This is a genomic window from Naumannella halotolerans (assembly GCF_004364645.1).
Classification (GTDB): domain Bacteria; phylum Actinomycetota; class Actinomycetes; order Propionibacteriales; family Propionibacteriaceae; genus Naumannella; species Naumannella halotolerans.
Genome location: NZ_SOAW01000001.1, coordinates 2,042,550 through 2,061,991, shown reverse-complemented (window position 1 = coordinate 2,061,991; position 19,442 = coordinate 2,042,550). Strand labels below are relative to the sequence as shown.

24 protein-coding genes are annotated in these 19,442 nt (G+C 67.1%); 12 read left to right on the top strand and 12 right to left on the bottom strand.

Translation table 11 applies throughout. From position 1 onward, the window contains the following. The first annotated feature begins 290 nt into the window (after nt 1-290). Together CLV29_RS09600 and CLV29_RS09595 are read left to right on the top strand one after the other, a co-directional pair. Nucleotides 291-1,859 carry a M15 family metallopeptidase gene (locus CLV29_RS09600; RefSeq protein ID WP_133754669.1) on the top strand — a complete coding sequence of 523 codons (1,569 nt, stop codon included), beginning with the start codon at nt 291-293 and terminating at the stop codon, nt 1,857-1,859. An 11-nt stretch (nt 1,860-1,870) separates the two neighbouring features. Further along, the gene (locus CLV29_RS09595) at nt 1,871-2,611 is read left to right on the top strand and encodes a hypothetical protein (RefSeq protein ID WP_133754668.1); all 741 of its coding nucleotides are present in this window, start codon (nt 1,871-1,873) and stop codon (nt 2,609-2,611) included. 115 nt (nt 2,612-2,726) lie between these two features. Here CLV29_RS09595 and CLV29_RS09590 read toward each other — a convergent pair whose 3' ends face one another. Next, nucleotides 2,727-3,737 carry a DUF2332 domain-containing protein gene (locus CLV29_RS09590; protein ID WP_133754667.1) on the bottom strand — a complete coding sequence of 337 codons (1,011 nt, stop codon included), beginning with the start codon at nt 3,735-3,737 and terminating at the stop codon, nt 2,727-2,729. 238 nt (nt 3,738-3,975) lie between these two features. Between CLV29_RS09590 and infA the strand changes: the two genes are divergently transcribed. The 7 genes from infA to rplQ all read left to right on the top strand — a co-directional run bounded on the left by infA (nt 3,976) and on the right by rplQ (nt 7,833). Further along, on the top strand, nt 3,976-4,197 hold the full coding sequence (gene infA, locus CLV29_RS09585) for a translation initiation factor IF-1 (protein ID WP_133754666.1): 222 nt from the start codon (nt 3,976-3,978) through the stop codon (nt 4,195-4,197). 70 nt (nt 4,198-4,267) lie between these two features. Continuing rightward, complete coding sequence (gene rpmJ, locus CLV29_RS09580; protein WP_020575560.1) at nt 4,268-4,381, top strand: 50S ribosomal protein L36; 114 nt, start codon at nt 4,268-4,270, stop codon at nt 4,379-4,381. A gap of 191 nt (nt 4,382-4,572) precedes the next feature. Further along, nucleotides 4,573-4,941, top strand: a complete 369-nt coding sequence (gene rpsM / locus CLV29_RS09575) for a 30S ribosomal protein S13 (RefSeq protein ID WP_133754665.1) — start codon at nt 4,573-4,575, stop codon at nt 4,939-4,941. 12 nt (nt 4,942-4,953) lie between these two features. Next, entirely contained in the window at nt 4,954-5,358 is a 405-nt protein-coding gene (rpsK, locus tag CLV29_RS09570) for a 30S ribosomal protein S11 (RefSeq protein ID WP_133754664.1), read from the top strand. Between the two features lie 28 nt (nt 5,359-5,386). Next, nucleotides 5,387-5,998, top strand: coding sequence for a 30S ribosomal protein S4 (gene rpsD / locus CLV29_RS09565; RefSeq protein WP_133754663.1), 612 nt, complete (start codon nt 5,387-5,389; stop codon nt 5,996-5,998). Nucleotides 5,999-6,113: 115 nt separating this feature from the next. Continuing rightward, nucleotides 6,114-7,136, top strand: a complete 1,023-nt coding sequence (locus CLV29_RS09560; RefSeq protein WP_133754662.1) for a DNA-directed RNA polymerase subunit alpha — start codon at nt 6,114-6,116, stop codon at nt 7,134-7,136. Nucleotides 7,137-7,179: 43 nt separating this feature from the next. After that, nucleotides 7,180-7,833 (top strand): 50S ribosomal protein L17, sunset domain variant, encoded by a 654-nt coding sequence (gene rplQ / locus CLV29_RS09555; RefSeq protein ID WP_133754661.1) that lies wholly within the window; start codon nt 7,180-7,182, stop codon nt 7,831-7,833. An 89-nt stretch (nt 7,834-7,922) separates the two neighbouring features. Here the strand turns inward: rplQ and CLV29_RS09550 are convergent, their stop codons facing one another. The 3 genes from CLV29_RS09550 to CLV29_RS09540 form a co-directional block, all read right to left on the bottom strand. After that, nucleotides 7,923-9,407: an MFS transporter gene (locus CLV29_RS09550; protein WP_133754660.1), complete on the bottom strand. Its 1,485-nt coding sequence runs from the start codon at nt 9,405-9,407 to the stop codon at nt 7,923-7,925. Nucleotides 9,408-9,574: 167 nt separating this feature from the next. After that, nucleotides 9,575-9,958, bottom strand: coding sequence for a DUF4186 family protein (locus tag CLV29_RS09545; RefSeq protein WP_243831887.1), 384 nt, complete (start codon nt 9,956-9,958; stop codon nt 9,575-9,577). Nucleotides 9,959-10,047: 89 nt separating this feature from the next. Then, nucleotides 10,048-10,557, bottom strand: a complete 510-nt coding sequence (locus tag CLV29_RS09540; protein WP_133754658.1) for a VOC family protein — start codon at nt 10,555-10,557, stop codon at nt 10,048-10,050. 175 nt (nt 10,558-10,732) lie between these two features. Here CLV29_RS09540 and CLV29_RS09535 point away from each other — a divergent pair, with 175 nt between their 5' ends. The 3 genes from CLV29_RS09535 (at nt 10,733) to CLV29_RS16195 (ending at nt 12,324) form a co-directional block, all read left to right on the top strand. Continuing rightward, nucleotides 10,733-11,092, top strand: coding sequence for a hypothetical protein (locus CLV29_RS09535; protein WP_133754657.1), 360 nt, complete (start codon nt 10,733-10,735; stop codon nt 11,090-11,092). A gap of 159 nt (nt 11,093-11,251) precedes the next feature. Continuing rightward, the gene (locus CLV29_RS16200; RefSeq protein WP_166649205.1) at nt 11,252-11,428 is read left to right on the top strand and encodes a hypothetical protein; all 177 of its coding nucleotides are present in this window, start codon (nt 11,252-11,254) and stop codon (nt 11,426-11,428) included. Beyond that, entirely contained in the window at nt 11,425-12,324 is a 900-nt protein-coding gene (locus CLV29_RS16195) for a RodZ family helix-turn-helix domain-containing protein (protein ID WP_166649204.1), read from the top strand. Before CLV29_RS16200 ends, CLV29_RS16195 begins: the two co-directional genes overlap by 4 nt. Before the next feature lie 12 nt (nt 12,325-12,336). On the opposite strand, the gene CLV29_RS09525 is transcribed toward CLV29_RS16195, so the two are convergent. From CLV29_RS09525 to trmB, 8 genes are all read right to left on the bottom strand, one after another. Continuing rightward, nucleotides 12,337-13,533: an MFS transporter gene (locus CLV29_RS09525; RefSeq protein ID WP_133754656.1), complete on the bottom strand. Its 1,197-nt coding sequence runs from the start codon at nt 13,531-13,533 to the stop codon at nt 12,337-12,339. A 190-nt stretch (nt 13,534-13,723) separates the two neighbouring features. After that, nucleotides 13,724-14,332, bottom strand: coding sequence for a superoxide dismutase (locus CLV29_RS09520; protein WP_133754655.1), 609 nt, complete (start codon nt 14,330-14,332; stop codon nt 13,724-13,726). Nucleotides 14,333-14,438: 106 nt separating this feature from the next. Next, the gene (locus CLV29_RS09515) at nt 14,439-15,602 is read right to left on the bottom strand and encodes a prenyltransferase/squalene oxidase repeat-containing protein (protein ID WP_133754654.1); all 1,164 of its coding nucleotides are present in this window, start codon (nt 15,600-15,602) and stop codon (nt 14,439-14,441) included. A 131-nt stretch (nt 15,603-15,733) separates the two neighbouring features. Then, nucleotides 15,734-15,940, bottom strand: a complete 207-nt coding sequence (locus tag CLV29_RS09510) for a CsbD family protein (RefSeq protein WP_133754653.1) — start codon at nt 15,938-15,940, stop codon at nt 15,734-15,736. Nucleotides 15,941-16,040: 100 nt separating this feature from the next. Further along, nucleotides 16,041-16,637: a class I SAM-dependent methyltransferase gene (locus CLV29_RS09505; protein ID WP_133754652.1), complete on the bottom strand. Its 597-nt coding sequence runs from the start codon at nt 16,635-16,637 to the stop codon at nt 16,041-16,043. Next, a complete protein-coding gene (gene truA / locus CLV29_RS09500) occupies nt 16,630-17,442 on the bottom strand; it encodes a tRNA pseudouridine(38-40) synthase TruA (RefSeq protein ID WP_133754651.1) in 813 nt (270 codons plus the stop codon). Before truA ends, CLV29_RS09505 begins: the two co-directional genes overlap by 8 nt. Next, nucleotides 17,439-17,666, bottom strand: coding sequence for a hypothetical protein (locus tag CLV29_RS16190; protein WP_166649203.1), 228 nt, complete (start codon nt 17,664-17,666; stop codon nt 17,439-17,441). Before CLV29_RS16190 ends, truA begins: the two co-directional genes overlap by 4 nt. Before the next feature lie 17 nt (nt 17,667-17,683). Next, the gene (gene trmB / locus CLV29_RS09490) at nt 17,684-18,406 is read right to left on the bottom strand and encodes a tRNA (guanosine(46)-N7)-methyltransferase TrmB (RefSeq protein ID WP_133754650.1); all 723 of its coding nucleotides are present in this window, start codon (nt 18,404-18,406) and stop codon (nt 17,684-17,686) included. Nucleotides 18,407-19,442: the final 1,036 nt, after the last annotated feature.

Sequence of the window (19,442 nt, the reverse complement as noted above, 5' to 3'; positions counted from 1 at the left end):
CCTCACCAGTCGATTCGTGACCCGAGCTGTCGCCCGGCCCGCGGCATCGGAAAGCGGCAGTTTTCGAGATTTCGGAGCGAATGGCGAACTTCTCGGGCCGAGCCGGCATCGATACTGTCACCGGCGCGGGGATGCGCCGGACGACAGGAGCGAGGTACGCGATGCGGCGAAGTCTGGTAGCGGGTCTGACGATGTGCTTTCTGGTGATGGGGGTGGGCTGGGCGCAGGCGGCGCCGTCGCCGACACCGTCGCCCCCCGTCAGCCCCACGCCATCGGTGTCGCCCACCCCGGTGCCGAGCGCGACGACCTCGGCAGGTACGCCGTCGTCGGCCACCCCGAGTGCGACGGCCACTGCCTCCGTACCCGTCAGCACCCCCTCGTCGCCGACGGCCGAGCAGACACCCTCGGTCTCTGCCTCGCCAACCGCCTCGGCTCCGACAGCTGCCCGCAAGGCCGAGGCCGAATCTGCCGCGGAGAAGGCGATCCGGGAACGCCACGCCAGACTGGGCGGGGACAAGGGGCGGTTGGGAGCCCGCGTCGGATCGACCATCTGCGGGTTGCGTGACGGCGGTTGTTATCAACGTTTCCGGAGTGGCTCGATCTATTGGACCAAGAAGACCGGTGCAGACCCGATCTGGGGTTCGATCCAGTCACGCTGGCGCGAGCTGAAGTCCGAGCACGGGCGCCTCGGCTATCCGACGGACTCTGAGAAGTGCGGTTTGCGCGATGGTGGCTGCTATCAGCGGTTCCAGGGTGGCTCGATCTACTGGAGCCAGAAGTCGGGGGCATATCCGATCTGGGGTTCGATGTATGCGCGGTGGAGTGACCTGAAGTGGGAACGGGGCCGCCTGGGCTATCCGACCGGTTCTGAGAAGTGCGGTTTGCGCGATGGTGGCTGCTATCAGCGGTTCCAGGGTGGCTCGATCTACTGGAGCCAGAAGTCGGGGGCGCAACCGGTCTGGGGTTCGATGTACTCGCGGTGGAGCAAGATGAAGTGGGAACGAGGGCGTCTGGGCTACCCGATCAGCGCCGAGAAGTGCGGGCTGCGGAACGGAGGCTGCTACCAGAAGTTCCAAGGCGGGTCGATGCACTGGAGCCAGAAATCGGGAGCGTGGCCGACTTGGGGTTCGATCGCCCGGCTCTGGGCCCGGGAAGGCTCGGAGAACGGCAACCTTGCCTACCCGACCGGGATGGAGAAATGCGGCCGTTCGAGCTGCGAGCAGAACTTCCAGAACGGCAGCATCGTTTGGACCAAGTCGAGCGACAAGTCCCGCTCCCGGTACCGACTGAACGAGTCGGTGCACCGGACACGCAGCAGCGAGGTCAAGTACACGATGAAGTCGAGCGGTTGCCCGGTCGGTCTCAGCCGGTTGCGGACCATCGAGATGAACTACCTCAATTTCGACGGTGATCTGAAACGGGGGATGATCATCGTCCGCGAGGACACCGTCGGCGCGGTCGTCGATGCCTTCCAGATCGCATTGGACAACCGCTACCCGATCGCCCGGATGGACAATCCCGACAAGTGGCGCGCCGATGACGAACCGATGATGGCGGCCAACAACACCTCGGCCTTCAACTGCCGCCATGTGACCGGCAACCCGCAGTCGATGTCACCCCACTCCTACGGCACCGCCATCGACGTGAACACGGTGCAGAACCCGTTCCGCGACTCCCAGGGGCGCTGGCTGCCCAGCAACGGACGCAAGTACGTGGGCAATGCCGGGTTGAACCGGAAGGTGACCCATCCGGCGATGTTGGTCAGCTCCAGCCCTTTGACCGATGCACTGGAGGACCGTGGCTACTTCTGGGGTGGCCGGTGGACCACCGGTCGTGACTGGCAGCACTTCGAGCGATGAGAGGTGATCGGATGCGTGTGCCGGGTTTGCCGCTGGCGTCTCGTCTGCTGCTGGGGTTGGCTGTGACGACGGCCGCGGGCTGCACCGCGTCGCCGCCGCCGGCGGCGGTCGAGCCCTCGCCGTCGGAGCGAGAGGTCTCGGTCGCGCCGCTGCCACCGGGGGAGACCCTGCCTCCGGAGTCCAGCCCGCGGGAGGCGCCGCCGAGGGAGGCCACACCGGCCGCGGTGTCCGCCGGGCCGCTCACCTCCGAGGACCTGCCGCAGCAGGTGCTCGGGTTCTCGGCACAGTTCCGCGAGCCGGCAGAGAGCGAGTACAACCCGAACGGAACCTGGACCCATGAGGTCGAGAGCACCCAGGCCGGGTACGAGGCAGTGCCGACCTGTGAGGCGAACACCGGCGGCGGATGGCCCGATCCCGAGTTCGCTCTCGCCGCCACCTATGTCGACGATCGGGGACGGCCCGGCAATGGCTTGTTGTTGCAGTTCGCCGGCGAGCAGGAGGCCGAGGACTACTACAAGACCTATCTCGACGTGCTGGAGAGCTGTCCCAGCAGTGACGGCATGCCGTCGGCCGAGGAGGTGGCCACCGGTGACGGATGGTACGGCGGACACCGTGACTACGCCGGTGGTGACCGGTGGTCGGAGGTGGTGGCGGTGAACGGTGACCGGGTGATGTTGGTGATCGTGAACGACGACGAGGGCTCCGATGCCGAGGCGCTGTCCGGACTGGGTACCGAGCTCAGCGGACGCTGAACCGTTACGGCCCGGTCGGTCGGATCGGAGCCCCGGCCCGCCGCGCGCAAGAGGGTGGCGAGCTTGGTCCCGATGCCGGAGGTTCTGATCATCGATCCACGGTGAACTCGCCGGGTCAGTGATCCAACCGGTCGAGACTCTGGCCGTGGGGGCCTGCCCAGGCGCGTGGTTCGCCGTTCACGGTGAGCAGGAAGCGACCCTCGGCAGCGTCGAGCAGACGGGCCCGACTGCCATGGTCGGGAATCAGCTGAGGGCCGAGGACCGTCGGTGCCTCGTTGGCGATCCACACCGCACCACGGTGTTCGACCGCCCACAGGGCCTGACCGACGAAGTGGGCCCGCAGTTGCGGATCGGTGACGTAGGCCAGCACGGCGCTGTGGAAGATCACCGGTGTCACCCCGGCAGGTACGTCGTCCAACAGTGTCGGCAGGTCGTCGACCAGATCTCCGGTGAACAGCCGCGGCGGATCGGCTGTCGCGACCGCCATGGCTGCATCGAGTCGCGCCTCCCGGATCGGCTGGCCGGGCCAGACCAGAGCCCGCAACCAGGCACGGTTGTCGGGCCGTCTCAAGTCGAGCGGGTTGAGGTCGAGGCCGGCGCGCCAGGCGATCTGGGGGAGCCCGGCAGGGGGCGTGATGCCGACACCGAGCCGGCAGTCCAACAAGGGCTCCTGCTCGCCGGCCAGCAGCACCGGCGCAGTGCTCCGGTCGGTGCCGGTGTAGCGGTAGCCGTACCGGTCGGGGTGCAGGCAGAGCCCGGCCGAGCAGCCGAGCTCCAGCAGCGCCAGTGGCCGATCGAGCGGCAGGTAGGGCAACAAGGTGGCGCAGCGGCCGGCCTCATTGGTCTGGGTCGAGCGGCGCAACAATTCCCGGTGGACCTGCCACCAGTGCGCCAGCACCCAGCTCCGGAAATCGGGCCAGTTCTCGACCGGGCCGCCCAGCAGCCGCGTGACGCCGAACAGCAGATTGGGTTGTCGCTGGGACTGCGGAAGGTCGCTCAGGCGCCTGAGGAGCTCCGCATCGTCGGCGACGCCCAGCGCCAGTCGTTCGTACTCCGGGCAGTACCCGCCGGCCTGCCGGGCGAACGAGCGGTAGGCCAGCGGCAGGTCGGCCTCGGTTCCGTCCACGCGCCGAGGCTATCCCGTTGTCGGGCGCCGCAGCCCGCCGGCCGTAACCGCAGTTGCGAGACCCGGCTCGTCGGTGCGGGGGAATACCGGGACAGGAGACGGCGTTGCAGGCAGTACTGGCCAGAAGGAGCCGATTTGGGGAAGTCCCGCGGCGCGGGCTAGTATTTTCCGTCGGTTACCCATGTCGGTACCGCATGTCCGCAAACAGGAGTTCCGAGCAGGAACAGTTTAGGAAACGATGGCAAAGAAGGAAGGCGCCCTCGAGCTCGAGGGAACTGTGATCGAAGCACTGCCCAACGCGATGTTCCGCGTCGAGCTGTCCAATGGTCACAAGGTGCTTGCACACATCAGTGGCAAGATGCGCCAGCACTACATCCGAATCCTTCCCTCGGACCGGGTGGTTGTCGAAGTTTCCGCCTACGACCTGACCCGCGGTCGCATCGTCTACCGGCACCGGTGACCGGGATCGAAGATTCAACCATGAGGGGCCGGTCGTCCGTACCGACCCCACAGATCGAAAAGAGAGCTCGATGAAGGTTCAGCCGAGCGTGAAGAAGATCTGCGACAAGTGCAAGGTGATTCGCCGGCACGGTCGCGTGATGGTGATCTGCGAGAACCCGCGCCACAAGCAGCGCCAGGGCTGACAGGCCCGAAGCTGCGGCCGGGCCGCAGTTCCGGCTCGCACGCAAGACGGTCCGTCAGGACCGACCACAACTGAATAACCCAACGTGAATGCAACCCGCAGCAGCGGGCACACCCCCGGTCGGAGGCCGGGGCCCGGCAGCCAGACCGGGACGCTTCACGCAGACACCTCCGATGAGTGAAAGAGACACATATGGCACGCCTGCTTGGTGTCGACCTCCCGCGTGACAAGCGCCTGGAAGTCGCACTGACCTACATCTTCGGGGTGGGACGTACCCGCGCCCTGGAGACCTTGAAGGCCACCGGGATCTCCGGCGACCTCCGCGTCCACGAGCTGAACGACGAGCAGCTCGTCGCGCTGCGCGACCACCTCGACGCGAACTACCAGACCGAGGGCGACCTGCGCCGCGAGATCGCCGCCGACATCCGCCGCAAGGTCGAGATCGGCACCTACCAGGGACGTCGCCACCGCTCCGGACTGCCGGTCCGCGGACAGCGCACCCGTACCAACGCCCGTCAGCGCAAGGGCAAGCGCAAGCCCGTCGCCGGCAAGAAGAAGTAAGGACGCACCTAGATGGCTACTGCAGGACGCAGCAGCGGCGCCAAGAAGGTGCGCCGCAAGGAGAAGAAGAACGTGGTGTCGGGCCAGGCCCACATCAAGTCCACGTTCAACAACACGATCATCACGATCACCGACCCGACCGGGGCAGTGATCGCTTGGGCCTCCGCCGGCACCGTCGGCTTCAAGGGCTCCCGCAAGTCCACCCCCTATGCCGCCCAGATGGCTGCCGAGGCCGCCGGCCGACGCGCCATGGAGCACGGCATGAAGCGGGTCGACGTCTTCGTCAAGGGCCCGGGTTCGGGCCGCGAGACCGCCATCCGCTCACTCGGTGCGGTCGGCCTCGAGGTCGGCGCGATCGCCGACGTGACCCCGGTTCCCCACAACGGCACCCGTCCGCCCAAGCGGCGTCGGGTCTGATCACCGAGACGAAAGAAAGGACTGACAGATGGCTCGTTACACCGGCCCATTGACCAAGAAGTCGCGTCGTCTCGGCACCGACCTGGTGGGCAACGACAAGGCTTTCGAGCGCCGTCCGTACCCCCCGGGTATGCACGGCCGCGGACGCACCAAGGAGTCGGAGTACCTGCTCCAGATGCGGGAGAAGCAGAAGGCCCGCTACGCCTACGGCGTGCTGGAGAAGCAGTTCCGCCGCTACTACGAAGAGGCCAACCGGGCCACCGGTCGTACCGGTGATCTGCTGCTGCAGATCCTGGAGACCCGGCTGGACAACGTGGTCTACCGCGCCGGCTTCGCCAACACCCGTCGGCAGGCCCGGCAGCTGGTCAACCACGGCCACTTCGAGGTCAACGGCAAGAAGGTCAACATCCCCTCCTACCGGGTCTCGCCGCATGACGTGATCACGGTGAAGGAGAAGTCGAAGGACCTGCACCCGCTGGTGATCGCTCGTGAGACCCACGGTGAGCGCGAGGTTCCGGGATGGCTGGAAGCCCGTACCGATCCGATGATGATCTTGGTGCATGCGCTGCCGAAGCGTGAGCAGATCACCGTCGACGTCCAGGAGCAGCTGATCGTCGAGCTCTACTCGAAGGTGAGCTGACCCTCCTCGCCGGTACGCCGCAACCGCGGCGTACCGGCGCTTCCTGTGCGGAGCCACCGCACAGGACCAACCATTCGCCGTCAAATAGCGGTCGGCGGAAAGGAAAGAGAAACACATGCTGATTGCACAGCGCCCCACCCTGAGCGAGGAGAAGGTCGACGAGTTCCGCTCGCGCTTCGTGATCGAGCCGCTGGAGCCCGGCTTCGGTTACACCCTCGGCAACTCCTTGCGTCGGACCCTGCTGTCGTCGATCCCCGGTGCAGCGATCACCAGCATCAAGATCGAGGGGAACCTGCACGAGTTCTCCACGGTCGAGGGTGTCACCGAGGACGTCACCGAGATCATCCTCAACCTGAAGTCGCTGGTCGTCTCCTCCGAGGAGGACGAGCCGGTGGTGATGTACCTGCGCAAGTCCGGTGCCGGTGCCGTCACCGCTGCCGACATCGCCCCGCCGGCCGGTGTGGAGATCCACAACCCGGAGCTGCACATCGCCACCTTGAACGACTCCGGTCGCCTCGAGATGGAACTGGTCGTCGAGCGTGGCCGTGGCTACGTCTCCGCCGTCCAGAACAAGGGGTACGAGACCGAGATCGGCCGGATCCCGGTCGACTCGATCTACTCGCCGGTGCTGAAGGTGACCTACAAGGTCGAGGCCACCCGTGTCGAACAGCGCACCGACTTCGACAAGCTGATCGTCGACGTCGAGACCAAGCCGGCCATCACCCCGCGCGATGCCGTGGCCTCGGCCGGTCGCACCCTGGTCGAGCTCTTCGGTCTGGCACATGAGCTGAACAGCGAGGCCGAGGGCATCGAGATCGGCCCGTCGCCGGTCGACGAGCAACTGGCTGCCGACCTCGCGCTGCCGGTGGAGGACCTGAACCTGACCGTTCGGTCCTACAACTGCCTCAAGCGCGAAGGCATCCACACCGTCGGTGAGTTGGTGTCGCGGTCGGAGCAGGATCTGCTCGACATCCGCAACTTCGGCTCGAAGTCGATCGACGAGGTGAAGCTGAAGCTGGCCGAGATGGGCCTGTCGCTGAAGGACAGCGCTCCTGGTTTCGATCCGCTGACCGCCATCGGTCGTTACGACGACGAGGACGGCAGCGACAACGAGTACGTCGAGACCGAGCAGTACTGACACCGAGCAGTACAGGCTCGGGCGAACATTGGAGAACTGAGAAATGCCAACCCCAACCAAGGGTCCGCGTCTGGGCGGCAGCCCCGCCCACGAGCGGATCATCCTCGACAACCTGGCCAGCCAGCTGTTCGAGCACGGTCGGATCACCACCACCGAGGCGAAGGCCAAGCGGGTTCGTCCGCTGGCCGAGAAGTTGATCACCAAGGCCAAGCGTGGTGACCTCGCTGCGCGTCGGCAGGTGCTGACCCACATCCGCGACAAGTCGGTGGTGCACGTGTTGTTCACCGAGATCGCCGAGGCGGTCGCCGAGCGGGAGGGTGGTTACACCCGGATCGTCAAGATCGGCCCGCGCAAGGGTGACAACGCCCCGATGGCCGTCCTCGAGGTGATCACCGAGGTAGTCAAGTCGAAGCCGAAGGCCGAGACCGCCGAGGAGACCAACGCCAAGGCTGCTGCGGTCGCCGCCGCCGAGGCGCCGGTGGAGGAGACCCCGGCCGAGGACACCGCCGAGATCGTGGACTACGGCGAGAATTCCTTCCGTGGCACCGAGGCCCCCGAGGGCTTCGACATCAAGGGCAATGAGGACTCGATGAAGTTCCACACCCCGGAGTCGCGGTGGTACGAGCAGACCGATGCCGAGGTCTGGTTCAACTCCGAGGAGGCTGCCGAGGCCGCCGGCTTCACCAAGGCCGGCTGAGCTCCGCACACGCTCGACAGGGCCGATGCTCCCCCAGAGGGCATCGGCCCTGTTGTCGTCTCGGGACCTCTCGTGGTTCGGGTCAGCGCTCAGCCGGGTGAGTCGACGCCCTGGGCCACCGGCGTGGGTCGGGCTCGTCGCTGCCGGGACCCGGCATCGATGACGCCGATCAACAACGCCAGGGCGATGAATCCCGAGACCGCCACCATGCCGAGGTTGTAGGCGTCGCGGTAGGCATCCAGCCCCGGCTCCCCTTGAGTGCTGTAGACCGCGGCGTAGAACAGCGACAAGGTGACTGCCGTACCGATCGCGGTACCGATGCGCTGGCCCAACTGGCCCATCGAGCCCGCCAGCCCGCCTTGGCTCACCGGTACGTCGGCCAGGGTGAGGGTCTGGTTCGGGGAGACCACGACACCGCCACCGACGCCGCCGAGCAGCATCACAGCGGCCAGCGCGAAGGGGATCAGCTGCTGCGGTACGAAATGGGCCACCAGGCTCATCCCGACCGTGCAGCAGAGCATGATCACCAGACCGCCGATCACCAGCGGGCGACCGATCCGGCCGACCAGACCGCCGCCGACATAGGAGGCGGTGGCGCTGACGATCGCGAACCCCATGCCCACCAGGCCGGCCAGCAACGGTGTCAGTCCGACCCCCTCCTGGAGGAACAAGGTGGTGGTCAGGAACATCGACGGCAGGGCCGTGAAGTAGATCGCCACCAGCAGCGTCCCGTTGCGGAACGAGGAGATCCCGAACAGCTTGAACGGGATCAGCGGACTGCGTCCCTGCGCGGCGTAGTGACGCTCCCAGGCCACCAGCGCCGCCGCCAGCAGGACGAACCCCACCAGCGACCACCAGCGGCGCGGATCGTCGTCCGAGCCACCGGTGGTCAGCAGGAACGGCAGCAGCAGGCAGAGGATGGTCCCACCCAGCAGGACCACGCCGACCGGATCGAGGTGCAGGGGCTCCTTGGTCGCCGGCCGGGTGTCGGGCAACAGGAAGATCGCCAGACCGATCGCGATCACGCACAGCGGAACATTCATCCAGAAGATCAGCCGCCATCCGTCGGGCTCGCCCCCCAGGGCGATCAGCAGACCGCCCAGGGTGGGCCCGATCGCGGTGCAGATGCCGATGGTGGCACCGAAGAGCCCGAAGGCGCGGCCACGTTCCTTGCCCTGGAACTGGGACTGGATCAGCCCGAGGACCTGTGGCATCTGAATCCCGGCGGCGATTCCCTGCAGGAGGCGGCCGATCAGCAGAACCGTCGCATTCGGCGCCAGTGCGCAGATCAGACTGGTGAGGGTGAACAGGGAGAGCCCGATGATGAACAGTGTTCGCCGTGAGCGCTGGTCACCCAGCCGTCCCATCGGAACCAGGGCAAGACCGAAGGTGAGCACGTAGCCGGAGACGATCACCTGCAGTTCGGTGGAACCGGCGCCGAGGGCTGACTCGATCGAGGGCAGGGCCACGTTGACCTTGGACAGGTCGAGGATCGTCACCCCGGCCACCGCCACGGCGACCCAGAAGGCCCGCCACTTCTTGCGCTCGTCCGTCGGATCGGTTGTCGTGCTCACGTGTGCTCACCCATTCGTCGTGGTGGGGACAGGGAAATGCGGTCACGCGCCCGGGTCGGGTGGCCGGTCTGACACTGCGGAAGGTCAGCCTGCTCAGATTAGCCCGGTGCCGGTGAGGTGCATCACCGGGTCCGCCTCGATGGATCGGTACCGGGAACCGGTACGGATCAGAGCCCGGGCAGGTGATCGGGTCCGGCCGGACCGGGTGCAGCGGCGGCGCGAAGTTCGCGGGCCACCCAGGCGGTGATCAGGGCGGTGACGAACCGCAGGTCGGCAGCTGTCAGTCGATGGCCACGGGGGAGACCGTGCAGTCGTTCCAGACAGCCGCGACAGCAGGTACCGGTCGCATGTTGGGCGCGGAAGACCGGATGACCGCCCCACGGGGTCTGCCGTCCGTCGTTGGGTGGCCGGGCAGGGGCCAGCCTGGAGGTGAGCAGATCGAGTGCATGCATTCGGATCACCGGCAGGCCCCTCGTCTGGGCGATTCGCCGCTCCGGCGGGCGCAGGTGGAACCGGGCACGGAACCGGTGTCTCGCCAGCCGGTCCAACACGGCTTCGAGATCGGTGGGGTACGCACGAGGTGCTGCTGCGGGGCCGTCCACGCCGGAGATACCAGGTCGGCGTACCGACACCGCCCGGGTCAGCGAGCCAGTGCGGAGGCGGAGAACCCGAGGGTCTCGGCTCCGTAACGTTCGACCTCGGCCGGAAGGTCGAGGGGCGCGATGGTGACACCGCGGGCGAGCACATCGGGGGTCAGCAGCTCCGGGGGCAGGAACCAGGAGACCTCGAACTCCAGCCCGTCGGGGTCGTGTCCGTACAGGGCCTTGGTGGTCGCGTGATCGGAGGCTCCCACCAGTGCGTCGGCCGAGCGCAGGCGCCCTTCGACTTCTTGCAGGCTGCCCAGGGTGTCGACCTCCCAGGCCAGGTGGTAGAGGCCGACAGTGCTCCGACCGGCGGTCGACGGGCCGAGCGGTGTGGGGGAGGCGAACAACCCCAGGTCATGGTCGTTGCTGCTGCCCTCGGCCTGCAGGAAGGCAGCCCCGTCGACCTGCTCCTTGACACGAAACCCGAGGATCTCGGTGTAGAACGCGAGGCTGCGGTCGAGGTCGCTGACGTAGAGCACGGCGTGGTTGAGGCGCTGGATGGGCATGAAAACTCCCTTGAAGTGTTGAGAGTTCAACTATATCTCGGAATCCGTCGGGTTCCGTCGCGTGCTCCGAGGAGATTCTGGCCTCATTCTCGCGGTCACTGAGGACTTCTCGGTGTTTTCCAGTATCTTCAGGCCATGAAATCCCCCCCGCTTCTCTTCCGCGCAGCGACGAGCAATGAAGTTCGGCGCTGCCCTCCTCCTCGCGCCGGCGCTGGGACTGTCCGTGGTCGGCCTGGAAACGTCCTTCGGCGCAGAGGCTGCCGTCGGTGATTCCGCCGCAGGTGGCGCCGCCGATCCGGCGGCCGGGACCGTGCCGCGCGCAGACCTGACCGCCGGTCCGGCTGCCAACGCATTGGTCGGGGCGGTACCGGAGGCGCCGGTCGATGTCGGCAGTGCGGTCGAGGACGCGGCAGCCGACCCGCTCACCTTCAACATCTACCTGGTCATGGTCGACGGCATCACACCGGGCTGGACCTCCACCGAGGATCAGGTCCAGACCGATGTCAGCGCAGCGCTGGAGAACGTGCGCCTGTAGTCCCGAGGTACGATCGCTGCCTTCGAACAGCAGGGCCCGATCGCCCACCTGCAGTCCGAGGAGGGCGTCTGCGAGCCCCAGAACGAGGACATCGAGAGGCGTATCCGTACCGAGCTGTATCCCGAGGTCGACTTCGAGTCCGGTCGTAATCGGATCATCATGGTGGTTCCGGACGACTGCGGGGTCGGCAACGCTCGCCACGGGTCCACGATCGATGCGGAGGGGACCTTCGGCATCTACATCTCGGCCGGGCGGAGCTGGCTCTACTCGTCCCTGCCGCACGAACTCGGACACACCTCGGCCTGGCCCATGCCCACAGCCAGGACTGCCCGGTGACCGACCTGGGCTGTGATCGGATCAGTGATTACGGCAACCGCTACACCCCGATGGGGTACGGCTCGAGCGGGAACTCGGCCTTCAGCTCGTTCAATGCCTTCGAGCTCAACCGTCTCGGCTTCCTGGCCGATGACGAGATCCCGACCGTGGAGCTGGCCGATGACCAGGCGACGGTGACCGAGACGATCGAACTGCGGCCCATCGGCGGGGAGGATTTCGCGAACCCGCGGGGGCTGCGGGTCGTGGCACCCGACGGCCGAGTCCTCTGGTTGGAGTATCGCGACGGGTCGGGCATCGACGCGGGGGCGCAGTACACGAACTTCCCCGAGATGTTCCCTGCCGGAGTGGTCGTCACCGAGCAGACCAGTGAGAGCGACGCCGTGGCGTTGAACTTCGTCTCCAGCGACGATCCGGAGCAGATCCAGTTCGCCGTGCCCGTGGGAGTCCCCTGGCACAGCGGCGACATCACCGCCGAGGTTGTGACGGTGGCCGGGGGTACGGCAACGGTCCGGATCACCGTCGCCGATCCCGATCGGGAGCCGACGCAGGCTCCGTCGTCGGCGCCGACGCTGGCCCCGACGTCTGCTCCGTCGTCTGCGCCGACGCAGGCTCCGACGTCTGCGCCGACGCAGGTCCCGACGTCTGCGCCGACGCAGGTCCCGACGTCTGCGCCGACGGAGGGTCCATCGTCGTCTGCTCCGACTTCGGAGCCAGGCACCCCTGAACCGACCGACGGGTCGGGCAGCAGCACCACTCCGGGCGACAACAGCTCGGGTGCCGACCACGGGTCGAGTACCGGCGGGTCGTTGACCGACACCGGTGCCGGGTCGATCGCCGTGTTGATCGCCGGGCTGGGTGCACTCGCCGGTGCCGCTCTCACCCTGCGGCGCCGCTGAGACGGGCGCGGCTCAGCGCAGTCGGCTACCGGCCGCCAGCAGCAGAGCGACCAGGGCCAGCGCGATCACCATCGCGGCGGTACCTCCCCAACCGAGAAGGAAGGCCAAACCACCGGCCCAGCCGAACAGGCTGGACCCCCCGTAGTAGGCGAGGTTGTACAACGAGGTCGCTTGGGCCGGTCCTGCCGTCGCCCGGTGCCCGACCCATCCGGCGGAGATGGAGTGGGCGGCGAAGAACCCCGTGGTCAGCACGATCAGGCCGAACAACACACTCGGTAACCAATCGGGCAAGGTGATCAGTACGCCGATGATCATCACCGCCACGGAGATCAACAGCACCGGTCGGCGTCCGTACCGTTGGGCCAGGCCGCCGGCAACCCTGGCGGAGGCGGTGCCGGCCAGGTAGGCGAGGAAGATCAACGCGATGATCGACACCGGTAGGTCGAACGGCGGGTCCTCCAGCCGGAAGGTCAGGTAGTTGTAGGTCGCGACGAATCCGCCCATCAGCAGGAAGCCCTGGGCGAACAGCACCAGCATCGAGCGGTCGCGCAGATTCGCCGACAGACCGTGCCACACGTTGTGCTGTGCCTGCGTCGGTCGGAATCCGCGGGCTCGGGGTACGGCGACCAGGAAGATCACCACCGCAAAGGCAGCCATCACCGACACGGCGACCATTCCTGCCCGCCAACCGGCAAGGTCGGCGAACGGTGCGGCGACCAATCGGCCCAGCAGACCACCGATGCTGGTTCCGGAGATGTAGGTGCTGGCGGCCACCGCCGTGTGCTCGGCGGCCACCTCCTCGTGCAGGAAGGTGACTGCCAGAGCGGGTACGCCGCCGATCGCCACGCCTTCGACGAACCGGAGAATCAACAGCGCCTCGAAGGTCGGGGCGAGCGGACTCAACAGCCCCAGGCAAGCGGCCATGATCAACGCGATCCGCATGGCCGGCAACCGGCCGATCCGGTCGGCCAGGGCCGACCAGGCGAGTACCGACAGGGCCAGCGCAAAGGTGCTGACCGAGATGGTCAGGGCAGCGCGATCGGCGCTGACCTGCAGCTCCCGGCCGATCATGGGCAGCAACCCCTGGGGTGAGTACAGCTGGGCGAAGGTCGCCAGGCCCGCTGCGCCGAGGGCGATCAGGATCCGTCGATACTCGGCGCTGCCGCGGGCGTGACCATGCCACTCACTGTCGTCGGCAACCGAATCCACACTGGCTCCTTCCGCGGGGACTCCGAGCCCGTGAGCAGTCTTGATCAACTGCTCCGAACACCCGGCAGAACCTGAAGTACTCCTCCACTCCGCCGTGACCGGACAGCACAGAAGCGGCCGGCCAAGGCCGACCGCTTCTGTGCGGGACGTCGATCGTCAACGAGTGACGGCCGCCGCGATGATCATCCGATCAGTTCTCGGGAGACTGGGCGTTCTCGAACCGCTCGGCCGCGTCGGTCCAGTTGACGACGTTCCACCACGCCTTGACGTAGTCCGGCTTCACATTCTGGTAATCGAGGTAGAAGGCGTGCTCCCACATGTCCAGCAACACGATCGGGGTCTGGTTCAGCGGAACCTGCGCCTGCTGATCACGGAGCTGGAAGATGTTCAGGCGCTTGCCCAGCTGGTCCCAGGCCAGGATGCCCCAGCCGGAGCCCTGGATGCCGGTGGCGGCAGCGGTGAACGCGGCCTGGAAGTCGGCGAAGGAACCGTAGAACTCGTCGATCGCCACCTCGAGGTTGCCCACCGGGCGATCCGGGCCGTCCGGGGACAGGTTGTTCCAGAAGATCGAGTGATTGACGTGACCACCGAGGTTGAATGCCAGATCCGTGGTGAGCTGGTTGATGGTCGCGTAGTCACCCGCCTCGCGGGCGGCGTCGAGCTTCTCGAGCGCAGTGTTGGCGCCCTTGACGTAGGTCGCATGGTGCTTGTCATGGTGCAGTTCCATGATCTTCGCCGAGATGTGCGGTTCGAGTGCGCCGTAGTCGTAGGGCAGGTCGGGAAGTTCGTAGGTCATGATTTCTCCCTCTTCTGTTGAGCCCTGATCGGACCCTCATGGACACGATCAGCAGAGTTGTTGTTCAACTCCTGACCCGTCCAGCTTAGGCGCCGGTCAAGCTTGTGTGTCAGTGGGGTCGGTCCTCGGACGGACCGTCCTCGGGCTCGCCCGAAGGCGCCTGCGTACCCTTGCGATGATCAGCTTCACTCGGCGCGGCGGCCCCCGCAGGTCCCTCGGCATCGGGATCCTCGGCGTAGCCGGATTTGGGGCGACGCGTGAGCAGGAAGCCCGCGGTGAGTACGGAGGCGCCGATCGCGACGGCGATCCCGACCACCAACGCGGGGCTGAAGCCGACGCCCTCCGCGGACTCCATGTCCGAGGTGCTGACCTCGCCACCGAGATCGGATCCACGGCTCGCGCCGAGGGTCGCGTACCCCACTCCGGCCAGGCCGAGGACACCTTGGCTGGTCGCGCGCAGATCGGACGGCCCGTCGCTCTCGGCGGGCAGGCCGCCGTCGGAATCCTGTTGTGATTCCAACCACTCCTGGGCACTGCCGATGTCCCGGCCGAGGTCGCCCAGCGCACCGGCGGCCAGACCAGTCGAGTTCACCTGGGCGTAACCGGGGAAGCTGCCGTCCTCGGCCTGTTGCGACTCCAACCAGTCGATCGCCTCGGACTGCACCTCACTGGGCGCATTGCCGGCACCGGACAGGGCCATCACCGCCATCGCCGTGCTGTCGACATCGGCGGTGAATCCGCTGCCGTCGTCGAAACCGAAGGCGCCCGAACCCTCCGGATCGACGAAACCGAGCAGGGTGTCCAGCACCGGCTGCGGTACGTCCTCGCCGATCCAGTTGTGGGCGAGGATCGCCCAGGACTGCCCGAAGGCCGACGCATACTCACCCACCTGACCGTCGACGCTGGTGCCGTCGGCCAACAGCTGGACAAGATCGACATCACCGGCGGTCGTCGGATCCTCGCCGCCGATCCGTACCAGCACGATCAGTTTGGCGATCACGGCCGGATCGAGCTCGGCGGCCTGTGCGAGCACCTGTTCCCGGATCGGATCGGCCTGATCGTGCTGGCCGGCCGCGATCATCCCCAGGGCGACATCGATCAACAACGACGGATCACCCTCGGCGGCGTCGAGATTGTCCTGCATCCAGACCGCCGCCGGTACCGGACCGGTGGTGATCGGTTCGGCAAGGGCACGGAAGGTCGGGGCGATGAAGAACAGTGAGGACAGCAGCAGGGCGATCGGCCAACGGAAAGCGGCGCGCAGGGACGACATCGACAACCTCGGGGAGACATCGGACAGGACGCGGCACACACTACGCCACGAGTTCGGCGGCCGAATGCCGCAGCGCAGACGCACAACGGCCGCCGACACCAGGTCGGCGGCCGTTGTGGCGAGTGATCAGCTCACTTCTTGTCGTTGTCGCTGAAGGAATCGGCGACGCCCGCTGCGCGGTCCTTGACGTCCTCACCGAAGTCCTTGACCTCGGCCTTGCCCTGATCGGTCTTGCCCTCGGTCTTGAGACGCTCGTCGTCGGTCAGCTTGCCGACGCCTTCCTTCACCTTGCCTGCCACCTTCTCGGCAGCGTTCTCGATGCGATCTCCAATGGCCATGGGGTCGTCCTTCCGCGAAATGGGACGCACGGTTTGCGTTGCCCTTCGTCGCCGATTCTACCGAGCGCCCGCAAAGGGCTGAATGGTGGGTGTGCTGCGTTCAACCGCCGGGTAGGACCCGGATGACCCGGAAGCCCTTGGCGCTGGCCGTCCGTTCGGCCGGGTAACCCTGGTCGATCAACCAGCGTTGCAGGGAGTCGGCACCGAGGTTCTTACCGACGACCAGCCTCGCGCTGCCGGTCGGGGCCAGTCGGGGCAGCCAGTGCAGCAACAGCTCGTGCAGGGCCGGTTTGCCGATCCGGATCGGCGGATTCGACCAGATCTCGTCATAGGTTGCGGTGTCGGCGACCTGGTCGGGAAGCATCGCCGGTACCCGCTCGGCGACCCCGGCTCGCTCGGCGTTCAACCGGCACAACTCCAGGGCCCGTTCGTTCACGTCGACGGCATCGACCCGTACCTGCTTCGAGGCGACCGCCAGGCCGATCGCGATCGGCCCCCAACCGCAACCGAGATCGAGAATCCGTCCGGAGGTGGGTGGGGCGGACTCGCGGAGCAGGATCGCCGTACCCGGATCCAGCCCGGCACCGGAGTAGACGCCGTTCGCGGTGGTGAAGCTGAGGTCGTGGCCGAAGATCGTGGTCGTCACCTCGCGGGTGCGGATCGGGCCGTCGGGGGTGTGGAAGTAGTGGTCAGCCATGACAGTTCAGTTCCCTCGGGTCGCGACGCGCCCGGGCTGTCTCGGCCCGGTCGGCGAGGTCGGCGGCAGGCGGGTAGCCGACCTCCTCCAAGGTCAGCCCACCGGCCGCCATCACCTGGATGGAGGAAGGGCGAAGCGGACTGGCCGCCACCTCCGACAGCCAGGTCAGATCGCGACGTCCCTGGCCCACTGCGACCAGCGCACCGGTCAGCGAGCGGACCATCGAGTGGCAGAACGCGTCGGCACGGACGGTCAGCTCGACCACACCGGTCTCGGTCCGGCTGGCGCTGAGCTCGGTCAGGGTACGGATGGTGCTCGCCCCTTCGCGGCGGCGGCAGAACGGTGCGAAGTCGCGCAGACCGAGCAGGCTCTGCCCGGCCGCGTTCATTGCCGGCAGGTCCAGCGGTTCGCGTACCACGGTGACCTGGTGGCGCTGCAGCGGATCGAGTGGCCGATCGGTCAACCGGTAGCAGTAGCGTCGCCAGATCGCCGAGAAGCGGGCGTCGAATCCCGGGGGCGCCGGGCCGATCGACCAGATGGTGAGGTCGGCGGGGAGTACACGCTGCAGGCGCCGGGTGAGCACCGAGGGATTGGTCTCGTCGGGGAGCTCGACATGGGCGACCTGCCCTTTGGCGTGGACTCCGGCATCGGTGCGCCCGGCCACCGTCAGCGGGGTGGGGCCGGCCAGTCGCAGTACGCGCGGAAGCCAGGTCTCGAGTTCGCCCTGGACGGTCCGCAGTCCGGGTTGGCTCGCCCACCCGGAGAAATCGGTGCCGTCATAGGCCAGGTCGATTCGGAACCTCATGGCCGCTTTCCCCTGATCATTGCCGCAATCTCGTTGGTGTCGTGCGGCAGGGCGTCGTTGTCGTGCGGCAGGGCGTCGTTGTCGTGCGGCAGGGCGTCGTTGTCGTGCGACAGGGCGTCGTTGTCGTGCGACAGGGCGTGGGTGTCGTGCGACAGGGCGTGGGTGCCGTGTGACGGCTCGTGGGTGTCATGGGACGGCTCGTCGGTTGTCGTGCGACCGATCATCGGCCTCAGGCAACCGATCATCGACGTCGGTACGACAGGTCGTGGATGTCTCGGCCGGCGCGTTCCCCGCGACCCTCGAACCGGGTGATCGGGCGACCTGCGGGCCGGGGTGCCCAACTGCCGGGATGGTCGTTGATCAACAGCGGTTCGGCGTCCAGCACCTTCCGCATCTGGGCGGCGTAGGGCGCCCAGTCGGTGGCACAGAGCAACTCACCGTTCGGGGCCAGCCGGGATGCGGCCAAGGTGGCGAAGTTGCTGTTGATCAACCTGCGCTTGTGGTGCTTGGTCTTCGGCCACGGATCGGGGAAGAAGACCCAGATGCCGAACAGGGAGCCCTCGGGGAAAAGCTGTCGAAGGCCGTGCACGCCGTTGCCTTCGATGATGCGGACATTGTCCACCCCGGCGGCGTCCAACTTGATCATGGTGGCGGCGATGCCCGGCTGGAACACTTCGAAGGCCAGGATGTCGGCATCGGGTCGTTCGGCAGCCATGGCGACCAAGGAGTCGCCGGCGCCGGAGCCGATCTCGACGATCAACTCGCCCTCCCGCCCGAAGGCAGCGGCGGTGTCCAGCGGCTCGGTGGCGGCGAGTTCACCGTGCCCGATCCCGTGAGGGACCTCGAGCAGGTAGCGCGGACCAAAGTCGGACCAGGCCCGCTGCTGGGCAGGTGTCATCCTCGCTCGCTGGCGAACGAAGGAGACCACCTCGCGGCGGTGGTCGGGTGCGGCCTCGGGTTTCATCGCCGATCAGATTAGGCGACCAGCGCCCGAACCCCGAAAGCGAAGCCTGTCGACCCGCACCGGAGCGCGGCGCCGCAACATTCCGAGCGCGGCCCCCGTGGTATCGGGGCGCAGTTGCCCGTCGGAGCGTGGAGTCGCGTGCCCGAGCGCGGAGTTGCGTGTTGGGCGTGGAGTTGCGTGTTGGGCGTGGAGCCGCGTGCCCGAGCGCGGCGTTGCTTCTTGGGGCGCGGAGTTGCGTGTTGGGCGTGGTGGTGCGTGCTCGAGTGGCGCGGCACTGGATTGGGCGAACCCGTGATCGTCGCGCAGCGGTCGTCGGTGCCGACGGACTTGGCTGCGGGCTTGGGGTGCTTGGCTGGCGGAGGGATTGCGCTCGCACCACCCCGATCACCTCATCGCCTCGGCTGCATCGTGGATAGTGACGGCTCGCCAGCAGATTCGTCCGCATCTGTGCCCCAAATCGGCGGTTTGAGCGGCGTGGGCCGTCGTTCTCCGGATAAAGCTGCGGGTGCGGGCCCGGAGGATCCGCACGACACACCGGGCCCGGGTCCAGACGCACTGATCCCCTGATCCGATGGCGTGACGTTGCGGGCACGGCAGGTGCTCCGAATCGGGGTGCCGCGGATAGTGACGGCTCGGCAACAGATTCGACCGGATCCGGGCCAGATTCGTCGGTTTGGGTGGCGTGGGCCGTCGTTCTCCGCGAAAGCCGAACGTGCTGTCGCAGGATCCTGGACCACACCCCCTGGTCCAGGCGTACTTATTCTGATCAGGCGCACCCAATCCCTGATCCGCTGGTGTGACATGGCGAGCGGGCTGGTGGTCCGGAGTCGGATTTCGGCCTTGGTGCCGGGGCTGCTCGGCGCTCGCGGTTCCCTGATCGCTTCATCGGCTTGGGCACGTGGAAACCGTGGGAAAGTGACGGCTCGCTGGCAGATTCGACCGGATCTGGGCCAGATTTCTCGGTTTGGGCGGCGTGGGCCGTCGTTCTCCGCGAAAGCCGCGCGTGCTGGTCGCAGGATCCTGGACCACACCCCCT

Bases quoted from the DNA above. Each gene is read 5' to 3' on its own strand.
- rpsK (WP_133754664.1), top strand. From the start codon at position 4,954: ATGGCTACTGCAGGACGCAGCAGCGGCGCCAAGAAGGTGCGCCGCAAG.
- CLV29_RS16200 (WP_166649205.1), top strand. From the start codon at position 11,252: ATGGTGGTTCCGGACGACTGCGGGGTCGGCAACGCTCGCCACGGGTCC.
- rpmJ (WP_020575560.1), top strand. From the start codon at position 4,268: ATGAAGGTTCAGCCGAGCGTGAAGAAGATCTGCGACAAGTGCAAGGTG.
- rpsM (WP_133754665.1), top strand. From the start codon at position 4,573: ATGGCACGCCTGCTTGGTGTCGACCTCCCGCGTGACAAGCGCCTGGAA.
- rpsD (WP_133754663.1), top strand. From the start codon at position 5,387: ATGGCTCGTTACACCGGCCCATTGACCAAGAAGTCGCGTCGTCTCGGC.
- CLV29_RS09515 (WP_133754654.1), bottom strand. From the start codon at position 15,602: ATGTCGTCCCTGCGCGCCGCTTTCCGTTGGCCGATCGCCCTGCTGCTG.
- CLV29_RS16190 (WP_166649203.1), bottom strand. From the start codon at position 17,666: ATGATCGGTCGCACGACAACCGACGAGCCGTCCCATGACACCCACGAG.
- CLV29_RS09560 (WP_133754662.1), top strand. From the start codon at position 6,114: ATGCTGATTGCACAGCGCCCCACCCTGAGCGAGGAGAAGGTCGACGAG.
- CLV29_RS09510 (WP_133754653.1), bottom strand. From the start codon at position 15,940: ATGGCCATTGGAGATCGCATCGAGAACGCTGCCGAGAAGGTGGCAGGC.
- CLV29_RS09540 (WP_133754658.1), bottom strand. From the start codon at position 10,557: ATGCCCATCCAGCGCCTCAACCACGCCGTGCTCTACGTCAGCGACCTC.
- trmB (WP_133754650.1), bottom strand. From the start codon at position 18,406: ATGAAACCCGAGGCCGCACCCGACCACCGCCGCGAGGTGGTCTCCTTC.
- CLV29_RS09505 (WP_133754652.1), bottom strand. From the start codon at position 16,637: ATGGCTGACCACTACTTCCACACCCCCGACGGCCCGATCCGCACCCGC.
- rplQ (WP_133754661.1), top strand. From the start codon at position 7,180: ATGCCAACCCCAACCAAGGGTCCGCGTCTGGGCGGCAGCCCCGCCCAC.
- CLV29_RS09595 (WP_133754668.1), top strand. From the start codon at position 1,871: ATGCGTGTGCCGGGTTTGCCGCTGGCGTCTCGTCTGCTGCTGGGGTTG.
- truA (WP_133754651.1), bottom strand. From the start codon at position 17,442: ATGAGGTTCCGAATCGACCTGGCCTATGACGGCACCGATTTCTCCGGG.
- CLV29_RS09535 (WP_133754657.1), top strand. From the start codon at position 10,733: ATGAAGTTCGGCGCTGCCCTCCTCCTCGCGCCGGCGCTGGGACTGTCC.
- infA (WP_133754666.1), top strand. From the start codon at position 3,976: ATGGCAAAGAAGGAAGGCGCCCTCGAGCTCGAGGGAACTGTGATCGAA.